This window comes from Gardnerella vaginalis 1500E (assembly GCF_000263595.1).
Classification (GTDB): domain Bacteria; phylum Actinomycetota; class Actinomycetes; order Actinomycetales; family Bifidobacteriaceae; genus Bifidobacterium; species Bifidobacterium vaginale_E.
The window spans coordinates 43,596-61,201 of the sequence record NZ_ADES01000020.1 but is presented as its reverse complement, the minus strand read 5'-3'; the positions used below and the strand labels follow the sequence as shown (position 1 = coordinate 61,201).

11 protein-coding genes and 1 riboswitch are annotated in these 17,606 nt (G+C 45.1%); all 11 genes read left to right on the top strand.

Annotated elements, in window-relative coordinates; translation table 11 throughout:
• Positions 1-154: 154 nt before the first annotated feature.
• The 11 genes from CGSMWGV1500E_RS00705 to grpE all read left to right on the top strand — a co-directional run bounded on the left by CGSMWGV1500E_RS00705 (position 155) and on the right by grpE (position 17,488).
• Positions 155-1,861: an alpha-amylase family glycosyl hydrolase gene (locus tag CGSMWGV1500E_RS00705; protein ID WP_004129314.1), complete on the top strand. Its 1,707-nt coding sequence runs from the start codon at positions 155-157 to the stop codon at positions 1,859-1,861.
• A gap of 134 nt (positions 1,862-1,995) precedes the next feature.
• Positions 1,996-2,772 (top strand): TraX family protein, encoded by a 777-nt coding sequence (locus tag CGSMWGV1500E_RS00710; protein WP_004129312.1) that lies wholly within the window; start codon positions 1,996-1,998, stop codon positions 2,770-2,772.
• 37 nt (positions 2,773-2,809) lie between these two features.
• Entirely contained in the window at positions 2,810-5,497 is a 2,688-nt protein-coding gene (locus tag CGSMWGV1500E_RS00715) for a TIM-barrel domain-containing protein (RefSeq protein ID WP_004129309.1), read from the top strand.
• Between the two features lie 209 nt (positions 5,498-5,706).
• Positions 5,707-6,075 carry a hypothetical protein gene (locus tag CGSMWGV1500E_RS00720; protein ID WP_004129305.1) on the top strand — a complete coding sequence of 123 codons (369 nt, stop codon included), beginning with the start codon at positions 5,707-5,709 and terminating at the stop codon, positions 6,073-6,075.
• Positions 6,076-6,185: 110 nt separating this feature from the next.
• Positions 6,186-11,204 carry an FIVAR domain-containing protein gene (locus tag CGSMWGV1500E_RS00725; RefSeq protein ID WP_004129302.1) on the top strand — a complete coding sequence of 1,673 codons (5,019 nt, stop codon included), beginning with the start codon at positions 6,186-6,188 and terminating at the stop codon, positions 11,202-11,204.
• 332 nt (positions 11,205-11,536) lie between these two features.
• A riboswitch (TPP riboswitch) is annotated at positions 11,537-11,640 on the top strand.
• Positions 11,633-12,703 carry a glycine oxidase ThiO gene (thiO, locus tag CGSMWGV1500E_RS00730; protein ID WP_004129299.1) on the top strand — a complete coding sequence of 357 codons (1,071 nt, stop codon included), beginning with the start codon at positions 11,633-11,635 and terminating at the stop codon, positions 12,701-12,703. It overlaps the preceding riboswitch by 8 nt.
• Positions 12,704-12,772: 69 nt before the next feature.
• The gene (gene thiS / locus CGSMWGV1500E_RS00735; protein ID WP_004129296.1) at positions 12,773-12,979 is read left to right on the top strand and encodes a sulfur carrier protein ThiS; all 207 of its coding nucleotides are present in this window, start codon (positions 12,773-12,775) and stop codon (positions 12,977-12,979) included.
• A 38-nt stretch (positions 12,980-13,017) separates the two neighbouring features.
• Positions 13,018-13,842 (top strand): thiazole synthase, encoded by an 825-nt coding sequence (locus tag CGSMWGV1500E_RS00740; protein WP_004129294.1) that lies wholly within the window; start codon positions 13,018-13,020, stop codon positions 13,840-13,842.
• A gap of 36 nt (positions 13,843-13,878) precedes the next feature.
• On the top strand, positions 13,879-14,610 hold the full coding sequence (locus CGSMWGV1500E_RS00745; RefSeq protein ID WP_004129292.1) for a HesA/MoeB/ThiF family protein: 732 nt from the start codon (positions 13,879-13,881) through the stop codon (positions 14,608-14,610).
• 257 nt (positions 14,611-14,867) lie between these two features.
• Positions 14,868-16,775: a molecular chaperone DnaK gene (gene dnaK / locus CGSMWGV1500E_RS00750; RefSeq protein WP_004129290.1), complete on the top strand. Its 1,908-nt coding sequence runs from the start codon at positions 14,868-14,870 to the stop codon at positions 16,773-16,775.
• Complete coding sequence (gene grpE / locus CGSMWGV1500E_RS00755) at positions 16,775-17,488, top strand: nucleotide exchange factor GrpE (protein ID WP_004129288.1); 714 nt, start codon at positions 16,775-16,777, stop codon at positions 17,486-17,488. The genes dnaK and grpE overlap by 1 nt, the downstream gene beginning before the upstream one ends.
• The last annotated feature ends 118 nt before the right edge of the window (positions 17,489-17,606 follow it).

Here is a 17,606-nt window from a genome sequence, read left to right as displayed (position 1 = left end):
AGTCTCACAAAAATCCGTTCGTAAGCAATGTGTAGTATACACGTATATTATGCCGTTTGCAAATGAGTGGCGGGTTATTTGTATTTTATTGAATAATATGCTTTTAAAGTGTCGTCGTATAAACTTTATATAGCAACAAAAGAAGGGCAAAACAATGGGATTATATAATCATGCTCAATGGCTTAAAGACGCTGTTTTTTACGAAATTTATCCGCAAAGTTTTTATGATGCAAATGGCGATGGTATAGGCGATATTCAAGGAATTATAAAGAAATTAGATTATGTAAAATCGCTTGGATGCAACGCAATTTGGCTTAATCCTTGCTACGACTCTCCTTTTAAAGACGCTGGTTACGATGTGCGTGACTATAAAAGAGTAGCTGCTCGCTATGGTACTAACGAAGATTTGCAGCAGCTTTTTAGTGAAGCACACACTCGTGGAATGCGTATTTTGCTTGATTTAGTGCCGGGGCATACTAGCGAAGAACACGAGTGGTTTAAAGAAAGCTCACGCGCTGAAAAAAACGAGTTCAGTAAGCGCTACATTTGGACGGATAGTGCATTTAGCGGCTATTCTATGCCATTTATTGGCGGCGAAACCGAGCGAGATGCCACCTATATTCTGAACTTTTTCAAATGTCAGCCAGCATTAAACTACGGTTTTGTGCATAGAGATCGAGCTTGGCAATCTTCGCCAGATTCTAAAGAGGCAGCAGAAACGCGCGCTGCAATGGTTGATGTTATGCGATTTTGGCTTTCGCTAGGCGCTGACGGTTTCCGTGTTGATATGGCTGATTCGCTTGTAAAAAACGATGACAATAATGGTGAAGGAAGTCTTGGGAAAGACAACACAATTCGTGCATGGCAGGAAATGCTTGGCACTATTAAAGAGGAGTATCCGCAGGCTGCTTTCGTTTCCGAATGGGGCAGGCCGCGTCAGGCGTTGGCAGCTGGGTTTGACATGGACTTTTATTTAAGCTGGCGCTGGGACGGAAATCCTAACGGCTACGCACGTTTAGCTCGTGATGTTGATAACGCTTTAGATAGCAATCCTGAACATGATCACAGCTACTTTTCGGCGCGCGGCGGCGGAAGCATTTGCCCATTCTTAGACGACTACTGCCCGCAATATGAGTCAACCTGTGATCAAGGCTACTTTAGTTTCATTACTTGCAATCATGATACGTCTCGCATGGCTCCGCGATTAGATGAGCGTGAGCGCAGAGTTGCTTTCGGAATGCTGCTTACAATGCCTGGAGTGCCTTTTGTTTACTACGGCGACGAAATTGGCATGAAATATCGCGATATTCCAACAAAAGAAGGCGGCTACGCTCGAACCGGCACGCGCACGCCAATGCAGTGGGATGAAACAAAAAATCTCGGATTCTCAACAGCTGCAAAATCAAAACTATATTTGCCTGTTGAAGTGCGAGCAGACGGAAGAACTTGCGCAAATTCTCGCAAACAAGCAGTAGAAAGTGGCGAAATTCCAACAGTTTCTGCGCAAATTAATTGCGAAGATTCCTTCCTTTCTTGGGTTCGCGCGCTTATTGAGCTTCGTCATAGTCGCGCTTCTTTGCAAGCTGACGCGTCATGGCGAGTACTATACGCTCCTGTTGATGGACGCGGATTTGCTTACGAGCGTTGCGCAAAAAGCAGCGAGGGAGAATCGGATGCCGAAAGAAGCATCGTGGTTATGAACCCTGGAGTAAACGCAGAAGCAGTACCGTTTGAAGCGCTGGCAAATCTTACTCAGGAAGCAGTCGAAAATCCTTTGCTAAAAATCGGCGAAGTGTTAAGCTGCGGAAATTCTTTGAAACTCGGTGCGCAAAGTTTCGCAATATTCAATCTTCCGCTTTAAGTCACAATAAATACTGCGATACAATAAACGTTAGTAAAACAGAGCAGTAAAAATAAGCGCGTTACTTAAAAAGAACGTTACTTAAAGTAAGTGTTATGCGAAACAATGCGTGGAAATACAAAGGAGTGCAAGTAATGGATGTGCTAAAGCCTAAAATTCGTGCAGATAAAAACATAAAAATGGGCATTACTTTGCGCAAGTTTAAAATGCTTGGCGCATTCATGATGATGCTTAGTGCATTTAGCGCTCCCGTAATACCGCATTTGTTTGGCGGATTACGCAAAGATAATATGCTTGCTCTCACATTTGCGGTTCTTTGCGAAGTAGTTAGCTGGACTGCGCTGCCATGGTATGCGTGGATTCTTATGCGCGGATACCACAATACGCATAACGTGAATCTTTACATACTGCGACTTTTGATTTTAGTAATAATTTGCGAAGTGCCGTACGATCTTACTACATCCGGTTGCGCGTTTGATTTGCGCTCGCAAAATCCAGTGTTTGCGCTCGTAATTGCGCTGTTTGTTCTTATGGGAATTGACATGGTTCGAGAGCGTTTTAGCGGTTTTTTGCGCAGTGTTGCGTATGCTGCAGTAGTAATTGCAGGATTATTGTGGAATATTATTGGCAAAGTTTATGTGCGTCAGCAAATTTTCTGGGGAGGCGCGCTATTCCTTGTGTTTGTGCTGATTTTTGAGCTGATGCAAAAGCATGAAATTCGCATGGAGCTGATTTCCGGCATGTTTGGCGCTATGTCGATGCTCGCGCCAGGCATTGGCGTGGCAGTTTTGCACTATCGCAGCCCTTACGGAGACGGTCATAAGGATTCGCCAGTATTTCGCTGGACAATGTACGCATGGTATCCGGTAATGCTATCGATTGCAGCATTATTCGCAGTATTCGTCAAATAAAAGCGTGCGTTAATTAATAAAAAGCAAAGGTGCAAAAATGGACTTTTCCAAGTCGGGAATTTTTTATAAGTACGCAACTGATTCAAACGCAAAAGCACAGGATACTCAGGTAATTAAAGGCGAAAAGTGGCGAATTACAGTTATTACAGATTCGCTGTTGCGTCTTGAATGGAGCGACGACGGAAAGTTTGTTGACAATCCTACGCAAACTGTAATCTGCCGCAATTTTGCTCACAAAAGTGCGGATGCTCAGCCGCAATTTAGTGCGCGCAAAAACGAAAACGGATGGTTGGAAGTCGAAACTGAAAAGCTGCATCTTACTTATAATTGCGAAGCTTTTAGTAAAGAAGGATTAAGTATTGTTGTGCGCGGAGTGCCGTGTACTCAATTTAACACGTGGCATTACGGCGACGACTGCCCGGGAAATCTCCTTGGAACTTTTAGAACTTTGGATCAGGCGAACGGACCGGTAAAACTTGGTAAAGGAATACTTTCGCGCGACGGATGGTCTGTTTTAGACGATTCTGCAACTTGCGAAATTGCGCCGGCTGAGGAAATAAACGGCAAATCAAACCCGTATGGGGCTTGGGTTAAGTCGCGTGCGCAAAAAGTTAGCGAACAAGCTGGAAGATATAAAGACTTGTATTTCTTCGGCTACGGACATCGCTATATTCAAGCAATTCAAGACTTTTATAAGCTAGCGGGTGCTCAACCGCTGCTTCCACGTTTTGCGCTAAGTAATTGGTGGAGCAGATACTATCGCTACCATCAAGACGAATATTTGCAATTGCATAATCGCTTTAAGCGCGAAGGCATACCGTTCAGTACAGCTGTTATAGATATGGACTGGCATGTGACGGATGTTGATGCAAAATATGGTTCCGGTTGGACGGGCTACACTTGGAACGAGGAGCTTTTCCCAGATCATCGTGCTTTCTTGCGTAAACTTAACGCGGCTGGATTATCTCCAACTTTGAACTTGCATCCGCGCGACGGCGTGCGTGAGTTCGAAAAAGATTATGCGCAAGTTGCGCAAGATGCTGGCATTGATCCGGCAAGCGGTAAAGCTGTGGAATTTGATTTAACGAATCCGCAGTTTGTTGAAGCTTATTTCAACATGCATCATCGTATGGAAGATGAAGGCGTCAAATTCTGGTGGATTGACTGGCAGCAGGGTGGTGTGACGCGCGAGCCTGGTTTGGATCCGCTTTGGATGCTAAACCACATGCATTATGAGGATTCTGCTCGCGAAGGACGCTGGCCGCTAACGTTCTCGCGCTACGCGGGCCCTGGTTCGCATCGCTACCCAGTTGGATTCTCGGGAGATACCGTTACTACTTGGGATTCTCTTGCTTTCCAAACTTACTTCACTTCTACGGCTTCAAATATTGGCTACGGATGGTGGAGCCACGATATTGGCGGCCACATGCTCGGCGTGCGAAATAACGAGTTGGAAGCGAGATGGTATGCTTTCGGTGCATTTAGCCCTATTAATCGTTTGCACTCGACTTGCTCTCCGTTTGCTGGAAAAGAGCCGTGGAATTTCCCTCAGGAAACTCGCGAAGCAATGGTGAAAATGCTTCGCTTGCGCGCTGAACTTTTGCCATACGTTTATACGATGAATTATCGTGCAGCTTTTGATGGCAGACCGATTATTGAGCCAATGTACTGGCAGTCGCCGGAAGTTGGCATGGCTTATGAAATTCCTAACGAGTACCGTTTTGGAAGCGAGCTTATAGTGGCGCCGATTGTTTCGCCTAACGATGCGGCTACTTTGCGTGGATGCGCTGGAGTTTGGTTGCCGGAAGGTGACTGGTACGATTTGTTTGACGGGCGCAGGTACGTGTCTCGCGGCTGGAATGGTCGCAGATTTGAAGCGTGGCGCACGCTTGACCGCGTGCCTGTTTTTGCTCGCGCTGGAGCTATTGTGCCTCTGCAAGTTTTGCCGGAAGTTGCAGATTGCGCGCGTAGTTATGAGGCTGCTGAATCTGTTAATAGCATTGAAAATCCTCGTAATCTGCGCGTGCTCGTGTTCCCTGGAGCTGACGGCGAATTTGTGATGCGCGAAGATAACGGTGATTTTGCTGCAGCGTCTGCTGGGAATACTGCTAATACTCGCATGAATTTTGTGTGGCGAGACGGCAATTCTTCTACGCAATTTATTATTTCCGGCGTTTCCGGAGAGGATGATGCTGTAGAATCTGTGCCGCAAAAACGCAACTGGAATGTGGTGTTTAGAGGGGTTGATTGCGCAGATTTTGCGCACGTGCGCGTATTGGTAGGAAGTCGAGAACTTAGCGCAAGCGAGTTTGCGATTTCTTACGAAGGTGAAGAGTCGACTTTGAGCTTAACTGTTTCTGTAAAAGACGTGCCAGCTCGTTTAGAAGTTCGCGTAATTGTTGACGGAGGATTGCAAATTGCTGCCGACCCTAAAGTTGGCGACGCTTACCGATTCTTGCTTCAAGCACAAGTGCCGTACCGTGGTAAGGAAATGGCTTTTGACGCAGTACGCGAAACAGGCGGAAGTGCAAGTGCTATTGCTGCAATATCAACTCTTGAATACGAAAACGAATCGGAAGCAGAAAAGTATCGCAACAATGTTGATATGCTTAACGCTTACGCAACCGATCAGCCTTCCGTGGTTAAGTGGGCGCAGTGGCGTTGTACGTTGCCTGTTTCTGTAAAGCATGCGCTTGAGGAGATTTTGCTGCGTTCGGTTGAGTAAATAGTACTGTTTATTAGTAAATGCGCCCTATGAAAATCGCTTCCAAAGTGGTATAATTCACACTGAATCGCTGTATATGTGCAATTAATACGCTAAAAGATTGCTCTATGCAGAAATATACACTGACGCATATTTGGATGCATTTTTAGGTGCATACAAGGCATAATTAAATCCTAGAGAGCATGGGTGCATTTTGAAGAGGAGGAATTATGGGTGTAAAGTCTGTAAAGCGCGGGCATAAGGTGAGCTTGGACGCTTCTGCTAGCAATGCTATTGCGAGAGCTGTGGATACGCGTAAAGTTGCAGCGTTTACTATAGGTGCTGCAGGTGTGCTTGCCGGTGCTGCATTAGCGTTTAGTGTGACTCCTGCGAATACTGCAATGGCTGCAGAGGAGAAAGATTCACAGGTTGTTCAGAGTGATGCTCAAAAAGGCGAGCCACATAAGCACGAGCAACAGGCTAATGATAAGCAGTCTAGCGATAAGCAGATTCAGAAGAAGAATGTAACTGAAACTCCTAAAAACCAAATGGGGGGGGGGGTCTGCCTTCTAAGAAGGATGTTGAGCAGACTAAAGTAGAGAATCCTGAAGTAGAGAAGACTCAATCAAAACAAACTGAAGAGAAACAGTCTGAAGCAGGTAAAGTCGAGGCAGCGCAGTCTAAGCTAAAATCTGCAGCTTCGCCATTCATGGTATTGGCTTCTAATGTTGATGGTGACGGCGATGACAATGATGAAATGCCACCATTATTCCCAAATACTGATCTTAATTTTGATAAGCCAGTAATCAAAGATCCTGAGCATTTAACTGATTCTGAAAAACTTGAGATTAGGAAGCGTGTATCTAAAGCAAATAATGTTGCTCTAGATAAAGTGACTTTTAATAACAATAATCAGATTGTTATTAATTTTGGGCAAATAATTCCAGGTCAGGATTATACAGACACAATTAACTTGGATGATGCAATTATAAAAGAGATTGATGAATCTAAGATTACTATTCCTTCTGGTGATGATGCTGTTCCTGTGTATAATCCAATCGGTTTTTCTGATGCCGAGTTTGAGCGCATTAAGCAGAAGTTATTTGACGATAATAAAAACAATGCTCGGCTTGGGCTTACTAGCAAAGATCAAATCAAATTTGATTGGTATTCAGGTAATACTGCTCACTGGATTAATGATGGTCCTCATAGGGCAATTTCAAGTGGTATGGCAGAAAATACCATAACTGTTACAATCAAGACCGACAAAGCGTATGTGCAGTTTACGTCGAATATTAAGAAAAACAAGCTTACGCGCGTTGTTGATATTCGTAAGGACTATAACCTTGAGTGGACTAAGCAGAAAATGGATGGCCGCGACACAGATGAAGGTTTTAGCTGGAGTAGCGACAAGAATACGCTTATTTACCACTATGATTCCACAAAAGCGCAAAAATTCAACACGGAAGATGTTGTTAAATATTTGAAAGCAACGCCAAAAGACATTAACTCTGGTTTGCGCACGATAATTGGCGGAGAGACGCTTGCTAGCGAAGGCAGAAATGGCAAACCGCAAAGATCTAATATGCATTATTTGCTTGATGATCAAAACAACCCAACAGTTTCGCTTACGATGGGCAATATGAGCGGCCCGTATTGGAATGGTAATCCCGCAATTGATAATTCGGATCGCAATTTAGATGAACATAATTCAGATGCAAAGGATTATTCTTTTGGCAAAGATGCAAAGGTGAATCTTGCTGCTAAGAGTGGCAAAGTATACCCAGCCCATTTATATTTGGCTCCTTACGATTATTCGTATTTTAAATATGCAGTTTCTGTGCACTCTATTAACTTACTATTTGTGCCACAGCCTTCGCACGACAAAACTAAGCTGAAGGCATCGATTGATGAATATACAACTGCGCAGGTTGGGTACAAAACAGTGCCAACTAAGTCAAAGTATTACAATGCGTCTGATACTTTGAGGAATAATTACGATACTGCGCTTAGCGCTGCCAATAACTTGTACGCAAGCGTTAAAGACACTGCTAAAGAGAATCTTACAGAGCAGCAGAAAGCCGATATTGATAACGCGGCTATTAAGCTCAATAAAGCTTATCAAGCGCTTAATGGTGAAGATACAAATAAAACGGACCTTAATAAAGATATTACGGATCAGGGAACTGCTGCGACCACACAGGGTGCGGCGGCTACTGGAACGCATGCAACTGACAGGTACAAGAACGTAGCCAATCCTCAATTTAAGAAGTCTGATGGCACACTTGATACCGATAAGAACAATAAAGCTGCTCAGGCAAAAACTGCGTACGATGAAGCTCTTACAGAAGCTAATAAGGTAAACGCAAATCAGTATGCAACGCAAAAAGAAGTAAACGCTGCCAAAGAGAAGCTTGATAAAGCGCGCAGAGCATTGGACGAGTTTGAAACCAACAAAGACAAGTTGAGTGAGATTATTTCATCGGATGCCAAGGTTAAAACTGGTACGTCTGGCGATATCTCAACAGCTGATCCTGCGTATCAGAACGCTACAGAAGACGAGCGCAATAAATACGACGAAGCTGTAAAGAAAGCACAAGAGCTTTTTGCTGACCCGAACGCTTCGCAAGCCGATGTTGATCTTGCAATAGAAAATCTTAAGAATGCCAAGAAAGCAATTGATGCTAAGGCTACGAATAAGGCGGCTCTTGACGCGATAGTTCTACAAAGTCACGATCACGACGGCGACAAAAAGAGCGTCTTCTATGAGAACGGCACGTATGACAGATACTTTGATGGCAATCTTCCTGCAGGCTTAAATAAGGAAGAAGCTAAGCAGTACGCATCTAAATACGATGACGCTTTGGCAAAAGCAAAGGAAGTTATTAATAATCCTAAGGCAACGCAAGCGCAGGTAGACGAGGCGCTAAACAATCTTAAAACAGCCGAAGAGAATTTGCATAAGCTTAAAACGAATAGCTATGACTTAATTCAGGTCCTTGCAAATAATTTCAGTGGAAATAAGCTTCCTGCATACTTTAATGCGTATGAGGAAAGCCAAAACGGAGCTGATGCTGCTAAAAAGACGCAGGCTGGTAGGGACTTTGTTGCGTATAACGAGGCGTATACAGAAGCTAAAACTATTAAGCAAAAGATTGATGACGCTAAAGCTGGAACTTCTACGTATTCGCAGCAGGAAATAGATGCGGCAAAAGCTAAACTCGATAAAGCCCGCGGTGCTATTGTAACCTATGCAACTAAACCGTCTGCTTTGCAAACTTCTGCAGATCAAGATGATGTAACGAAAAACACAACTGCATATAAGAATGCGCAAGCGCTGGCGGATAAGGCAAGCGATACATCGCTTACAGCGGAAGAAAAAACTAAAGCAGATGCAGCTAAGAAGATTGTTGATGAGTATGCTTCCGCGCTTGCTGCTGCAAAGAAAGTCTTGGAAAACAAGGTTGATAAAGACACAAATGCACAAGGTACAGAGATAACCAAGCTAGATGGTGAAGGCGTTCCAAGCTCTGCAACATTCCTCAATGGTGTGCAAAAGCATCCTGAAAACAAGGCTTTGCAGACAGATGTTGACTCAGCTCTTAAGCGCTTAGACGCAGCTCGCGCTGCACTTTCTGCTTACGCTACCAAGAAGGATGATTTACGTAAGTCGGTGGATGCTGATGCTGACACAAAGCAGCTACCTCAATATAAGAACACGGATAGCCCTGTATTTAAGAACAATAGCGGCGATGCAGATGGAGCAAAGAACACGCAAGCTTCTGCTGCTAAAACAGCGTACGATCAGGCTCTTAACTCTGCTAAGGATGTACTTGCAAAGCAAGACGCAACTCAAGTTGAGGTAGATGCTGCGCTCAAGAAGCTTGATGAAGCGCGTAAAGCTTTGGACGCATACAACACTGATTTTGCTAAGTTACAGGAAAGTGTTGGCAAGAACGGTTCTCCTAAGACTGGTACTGCTGAAGCCGTTGAGGGAACTGTAACTTCTGACGCGTATAGAAATGCTTCTAACCCGCAATTTATGAAGGCAGACGCATCTGGAAATCTTATTCCTGATGCTAATAGAAATAACGCAGCTGCACAAGCAAAGAAAGCGTACGATTCTGCGCTCGCTAAAGCCAATGAATTGCTTGCAAAGAGTAAGGATAGCGCCACTCCTGCGGGTGAAAAGCCAACACAAGCGCAGGTAAATGCTGCTCTTGCTGAACTTGAAGCGGCTCGAACAGGGCTTGATGCGTATAAGACCAATTCTGCAGATCTTAAGGCTGAAACTGAGAAATCTCAGGAAGAAGGCGCAACTGGTGAGCCTGCTGCTGATTCGTTTGAGAATAAAGTTTCAGTTAAGAATGCTAAGTATCTTCTTGAAAAGCTTAAAGACAGTCCAGATTCTATTGCTTACAAGGATGCAAAAGATAAGCTTGATGCTTATAACGCGGCATTAAAGAGCGCGCGTGAGCTTGTAAAGAATGCTGAAAATCAAACGCTTAGCAAACATCCAACTCAGCAAGAAGTTGACGAGGCTCTTAAAGCATTGAAGAAAGCAAAAACCGACATTGAAAACGATGCGCAGTTCAACACTGATAAATCTTCATTGCAAAATGAGGTTGAAGGTAAAGATAAAGACGGCAAAGTAATTACTCCGAAGTTCGAAGATACTCCAGAGTTTAATAATGCTGCTGGCTCTAGTGCTGCTGCTGCGTATACAAAGGCTCTGGCAGATGCAAATACGGTTCTAAATGATGCAAGCGCCACGCAAAAGCAGGTTGATGATGCTTTGAAGGCTTTGCAGGATGCTAAGAAAGCTATCGGACAGTTTAGTACAGATAAATCTAAGCTTCGAAACGAAGTAGAAGGTAAGGATTCTGACGGAAATATAATAATTCCAAAGTTCAATGAATCTGCGGAGTATAAGAATGCTGAAGCTAAGGCTAACGCAACTCCTGCAGACGAGGATGCGAAGAAAGATCTCGAAAATTACACGAATGCTTTAAATGAAGCCAATTCTGTGCTAAATGACTCCTCTGCTAGCCAGTCGACTGTTGACGCTGCTTTGAAGAGACTTCAGGATGCTAAGAAGAAGATTACTGATTCTAACAAGACCGATAAGTCTAAGCTTCAGGATGAGGCTGCCGGTGATGATGATTTCCGTAAGTCGCCTTACTTTATAATTGGTAGTAGGGATGATATTTCCGAGTATGAGAAAGCTTTGGCTGAAGCTAAGCGAGTACTTGCAGATCCTAACGCAACTCAAGCTCAGGTTGATGAGGCTTTGAAGAGGCTCGCTGCAGCTAAGAATAAGATTAATAATCCATTCGGTCGCGGCGGGAACGGAAGTGGCTCTGGTGTTGGTTCCGGTTCTGCTGCTGGTTTTGAGACTAGTGATTCTCAGAGTGCTTTGGTAGATAAGTCCGCTTTGCAAATCGAAGTTAACAATGCTGTGGAAACTAATGCTAATGCTGTGCAGGCTTTGGCTGAGGCTAACAGAGTGCTTGCAGATCCTAACGCAACTCAGGCTCAAGTTGATGTGGCTTTGAGTAAGCTTAAGGCTGCTAGGGCTGCGCTGCTTAATAGTTTGAGTGGAGCATCTGGTCATAGTCTTGCTAAGACTGGTGCTGCAACTGGCTTGTTTGCAGGATTTGCCGCAATCTTCGCAGGTCTTGGTGCTGCAGGCGTGGCTTCTCGCCGTCGCAAGCATTCTAACGAGTAGGCTCTAGCGTTACTCACGCAGTACGCAAACTGCGTGAGTAACGAAAAAACGACATTATACGTTACTAATGCAGAACGCCAACTGCGTGAGTAACAAAAAAGTGTGTTTATCCGTTACGCGCGCAGTGCGCAATCTGCACTGGTAACGAAAATTGCTTAGTTTTACCGCTTGACATGCCGGCTAAATTAACAGATTTTTTGTAAAAGTGCTAAAATGCTACACGGTAGTGTGACGAAAATCACATAATTTCGTCACGTCTATCTGTAGCGTTTGTAATATCGCTAAAGTTGGCAATATTGCAGTGCTTTACAATCGCAGTTTTGAAGGTCAAAGCTACGAAACGCGGGAGCTTGTTCTATACAGGCTGAGAGGGCGAAAGCCGACCGTAAACCTGATGCGGGTAATGCCGCCGTAGGGAAGGAGTATATATGCGAAATATTCGTATTATTGGTGCAGGTATTATTGGTTTAGCAACAGCGTGGAGACTTACGGAAGCCGGCGTAAAAGTTAGCATAATTGATCCGGATCCAGTCTCTGGCGCTTCTCACCATGCTGCCGGCATGTTAGCTCCTACCGCAGAAATGCAATATCAGCAAGAAGCGTTGTATCCACTTATGTTTGAGTCCGCAACCATGTATAAGGAATTGGTTGATTCGGTTGCAAAGTATACTGATAAGCCAACCGGTTATTTAGAGTGCGGCTCTTACGTAATCGGCGGCGACGCTGCAGATAACGAGCACGTAAACGAGTTGCTAAACTTGCAGCACCGTTACGGACGTAGAGCTGAGCATATTTCTGTGAGTAAGCTTCGTGAAATTGAACCTGCTCTTTCGCCAACTATTGCTGGCGCTGTAAGCGTGCCGGACGATCATCAAATCAACCCTCGTCTTTTCACTGCAGCAATGATTGATGCACTCGAAAAGCGCGGTGTTGTTATTGAGCGTCGCGCAAGCACTCCAGACGATTTGGGTCCAGACACAGTTTTGGCATCTGGCTTGGGAGCTAAGGACATGCTTCCGCAGCTTAAGCTTCGCGCTGTGTGGGGCGATATGATTCGTATGACTATTCCAGAGCCTTTGCGTCCAATTTTGAGCTCCGTGGTTCGTGGATTTGTGCACGATCGCCCAGTGTATTTGGTGCCTCGCGCTAAGGAAACTGGTGAGCTTGTGCTCGGCGCTACATCTCGCGAAGACGACCGCGATATTCCAAAGGTTGGTGGCGTTCTCGACTTGCTTCGCGATGCTGCAAGTGTGCTTCCTGGCATTCAGGAATGCTCGATTACTGAGGTTACTGCTGGCGGTCGCCCTGGCACTCCAGACGATTTGCCATTCATTGGTATTGATCCTAAGACTCACACAACGATTTCCACCGGCTACTTCCGTCATGGAATTTTGCTCACCGCTTTGGGTTCTTCTTTGACTACAAAGCTTGTGCTTGAGCAAGAGTTGACTGAGAAGGAAAAGGGATTCTTGGAAAGCTGCGATCCTGCTCGTTTCTAGTAACTTAAGTTTCTAGTGACACTCGTTCTAATTACGCAAGTTTTAATAGACGTTAATAAAGGTTGAATTATGCAAATCGTCGTCAATGGTGAAACTATTGAAGTTCAAGATGGGTTAACTGTTGCTGAGCTTATTGCTCAACGTTACGGTTCTGATGCTGGCTCTGGCATAGCTGTTGCAATTGGCGACGATGTGCTTAAGCGTAATCAGTGGGCGTCTACTGTGATTTGCAATGGGGATCAAATTGAGATTCTCAGCGCAGTTCAAGGCGGCTGACGCTTACAAAATATTAAATTTTCAATAAAAGGCTTAAAATGACAGAAAATAATTCTGAAAATAATGCAGAAGAAAGTGCCGACACTTGGCAACTTTGTGGTAAGACCTTACATTCAAGGCTTTTGCTTGGCACTGGCGGTATGACGAGCATTGACATTATGGAGAAGTCGCTTGTTGCTTCGGGGGCGGAAGTGGCTACGGTTGCTTTGCGCCGTCACGCAAAAACAGGCGTAGATATTTATGGAATGTTGCAACGCCATAATATTAACGTTTTGCCGAATACTGCAGGATGTAAAACTGCACATGACGCTGTGCTTACTGCAAAAATGGCTCGCGAATCTCTAGGAACCGATTGGGTTAAGCTCGAAGTTATTGCAGATGACGATACTTTGCTTCCGGATACTCGAGAAGTTTTGCTTGCTGCAGAAAAGCTTGTTGAAGAAGGCTTTAGCGTTCTGTGCTATACGAATGACGATCCAATTGTGGCTCGTCGTTTAGTTTCTCTTGGTGTGAAGGCTGTTATGCCAGGTGGCGCTCCAATTGGCACTGGTCTTGGTATTTTGAATCCTCGAAATATTGAGCTGATTGTGCGCGAATGCAAGGAAGCTGGCGTTCCTGTAATTTTGGATGCCGGCGTTGGCACCGCTTCCGATGTTGTTAAAGCTTTTGAAATCGGCTGCTCTGGTGTGCTTCTTGCAAGCGCTGTAACTCGCTGCCCAGATCCAGTGAAAATGGGTCGCGCAATGGCCGCTGCTGTAACTGCTGGCAAGCTTGCTCACGATGCTGGACGTATTCCAATGCGAAATCATGCTCTTGCTTCCTCGCCTGTTGAGGGTCGCGCTTGGGCTGATTCCGTGCTGTAAATTTCGTAGTATGAATTTCGGCATAATTATTTAAGCATGACGATTAATAAAATTTACGACAGCCTGCAGGAGCTTGAGGCGGAACGCACTTGCCGCCACTTGCTCCTGCCTGGCTTTACGCACGCGCATCAACAGTTACTTCGAAATGCAAAAATCTGCATGGTTGGTGCTGGTGGACTTGGTTCTCCATGCCTGCTTTCGCTTGCCGCTGCAGGAGTTGGAGAAATCACGATTTGCGATGATGACGTTGTTGAGCTTTCTAACTTGCAAAGGCAGACTTTGTACACTGTTGATCAGTGTGGCAAATCTAAAGCGCAACTTGCGGCTAAACGTCTGCAAGCATTATCTCCCGGGCTAAAAATCAACCTTATACCTAGGTTTAATGAAGATAACGCGAAGCAACTTGTAGAAAATCATGACTTAATAATTGATGGTTGTGATAATTTTGCTACGCGCTTTTTGATCGCGGATGCCGCGTGGAACGCAGGAACGCCGGAAGTTTATGGTTCGGTGCTTTATTATGAAGGTCAAGTAAGCGTTTTTATGCCTGGTGAGGGGCCGTGCTTGCGAGACTTGTACCCTTGCCCACCTCCGGAAGAAAAGCTGCCGAAATCGGCGGTATTGGGAGCAACTGCGGCTATTGTTGGCGCAATGATGGCAACTGAAGTAATCAAACTCATAACAGGTATCGGTACGCCTCTTATTGGCGTTTTAGCGCGCTATAACGCATTAGATAACTCTTTGCGGCATTTTAAGTTCAGCGCGTGAAACTTGCGTAATTTATCCTTAAACTATGCTTTTATTCAAAACTTGAGTCTGGTTGTATAAAGTTTTTTGTAATTTTTGGGAATAAAAGTTGACTTTTACAAGTTGAGTGTAGTAGGCTCAAGTTTTGGAAAGTAAAAAAGCTGGTGATTTACCTAGTTTCCAATAAGGAATCTAAATAAAGCTCAGCTCACGTAACTACAAAACTTAAAGGAAAACGTAATTGCACAAAACGTGCAATACCTAGTTAAGGAGAAATTATGGGACGTGCAGTAGGTATTGATTTGGGTACAACTAATTCTTGCATCGCTACTCTTGAAGGCGGCAGCCCAACCGTTATTGTGAACGCTGAAGGCGCTCGCACCACACCATCTGTTGTGGCATTTAGCAAGTCCGGCGAAATTCTGGTTGGCGAAGTCGCTAAGCGTCAGGCTGTAACAAACGTTGATCGTACAATTAGCTCCGTAAAGCGCCACATGGGCACTGATTGGACTGTTGAAATCGACGGTAAGAAGTGGACTCCACAGGAGATTTCCGCACAGGTTTTGATGAAGTTGAAGCGCGATGCTGAAGCTTACTTGGGCGAGCCAGTAACCGACGCCGTTATTACCTGCCCAGCATACTTCAACGACGCTCAGCGTCAGGCAACTAAGGACGCAGGTAAGATTGCAGGCTTGAACGTGCTTCGTATTATTAACGAGCCAACTGCTGCAGCTTTGGCTTACGGCCTCGAAAAGGGCAAGGAAGACGAGCGCATTTTGGTATTCGACTTGGGTGGTGGTACTTTCGATGTGTCCTTGCTTGAAATTGGTAAGGATGACGACGGATTCTCCACAATTCAGGTTCAGGCTACTAATGGTGATAACCACTTGGGTGGCGACGATTGGGATCAGAAGATTATCGACTGGCTTGTTGGCGAAGTTAAGAACAAGTATGGCGTTGATTTGAGCAAGGATAAGATTGCTTTGCAGCGTTTGAAGGAAGCTGCTGAGCAGGCGAAGAAGGAGCTTAGCTCTTCTACTTCCACTTCAATTTCTATGCAGTACTTGGCAATGACTCCTGACGGCACTCCAGTGCATTTGGATGAGACTTTGACTCGCGCTCACTTTGAGGAAATGACTTCCGACTTGCTCGGTCGCTGCCGTACGCCATTTAACAACGTGCTTTCTGACGCTGGAATTTCCGTAAGCCAGATTGATCACGTGGTTCTTGTTGGTGGCTCTACTCGTATGCCAGCTGTGAAGGATTTGGTGAAGGAACTTACCGGCGGTAAGGAAGCTAACCAGTCCGTGAACCCAGATGAAGTCGTGGCTGTTGGTGCAGCCGTGCAGTCGGGCGTTATTAAGGGAGACCGCAAAGACGTTCTGCTTATTGATGTAACTCCACTTTCCTTGGGTATTGAAACCAAGGGTGGAATTATGACAAAGCTTATCGATCGCAACACTGCTATTCCTACGAAGCGCTCGGAAGTATTCTCCACTGCAGAAGATAATCAGCCATCCGTGTTGATTCAGGTTTACCAGGGTGAACGTGAGTTTGCTCGCGATAACAAGCCTCTTGGCACTTTTGAGTTGACTGGTATTGCTCCAGCTCCTCGTGGCGTTCCTCAGATTGAAGTTACTTTCGATATTGACGCTAACGGCATTGTGCACGTTTCCGCTAAGGATAAGGGCACTGGCAAGGAGCAGTCCATGACTATTACCGGTGGTTCTGGCCTTCCAAAGGACGAAATCGATCGCATGGTTAAGGAAGCTGAAGCTCACGAAGCTGAAGATAAGAAGCGTAAGGAAGAAGCTGAAGTTCGCAACCAGGCAGAAGCTTTTGCCTACCAAACTGAAAAGCTTGTAAACGATAATAAAGACAAGCTTTCCGACGAAATCTCCAAGGAAGTTACCGAAAAGGTTAACGCTTTGAAGGAAGCTTTGAAGGGTGATGACGTTGAGAAGATTAAGTCTGCTCAGAGCGAGTTGATGACTTCTGCTCAGAAGATTGGTCAGCAGCTTTACGCTCAGCAGGGCGCTGCTGGTGCTCAAGCTGGTCCTGCTGCTGGTGCTCAGGCTGGTGCAAATGCTGGTGCAAATGCTGGTGCTGAATCTGCCTCTAAGGATGATGACGTGGTTGACGCCGAAGTGGTGGACGACGACAAGGACGATAAGGACAACAAGTAATGTCCGACTTTAACACCAACGAATATTTGCAAGGAATGGAAGATTCTGACTCGCTGGATGTGAAACCTGCAGAAGATTCTGCGAAGACTTCTGCACAGTCTTCAGATCAAGATGCTGAAAACGTGAATCGTGCAGAAACGGATGACGCTCAGTCTGATGCTAATGTTTCTGCGGATTCTGCAGATTCTGCGGATTCTGCAAATATCGCAAATTCTTCTGAATCTTCTGAATCTTCTGAATCGAAAGATAATAAAGATGCAGACGACAGCAGTTTAACGCCTTTAGGTAAAGCCAAAAAAGAGGCTGCTGAATACTTAGAAGCGTTGCAACGCGAGCGAGCAGAGTTTATTAATTTCCGCAATCGTTCTGCGAAAGAACAGGATCGTTTCAGACAGCATGGAATTATCGACGTGCTAACAGCATTGCTTCCAGCTTTGGATGATATTGACCGTATTCGCGAGCACAGCGAAATGGATGATTCGTTCAAGGCTGTTGCAACCAAGATTGATAAGGCTTTTGCGAAGTTTGGCGTAGAAAAGTTCGGCGAAAAAGGCGAAGACTTTGACCCGACAAAGCACGATGCTGTTTTACATCGTCCTGATCCAGACGCTACAAAAGAAACTGTGGACGCTGTGGTTGAGGCAGGGTATCGCATAGGAGAGCGTGTTATTCGCGCTGCTCGTGTGGTCGTTTCTTCACCAAGTAATTCCTAACGAAACTCTTAGTCGTAACTTTATTGCGTAACTTGCTCGTGCTAGCTCATAAGAGTTGGCACGAGCAGGCTATATTTGGTCAAAAAGCGAAATAGCCAATGTGCTTGTAAAGAAAGGA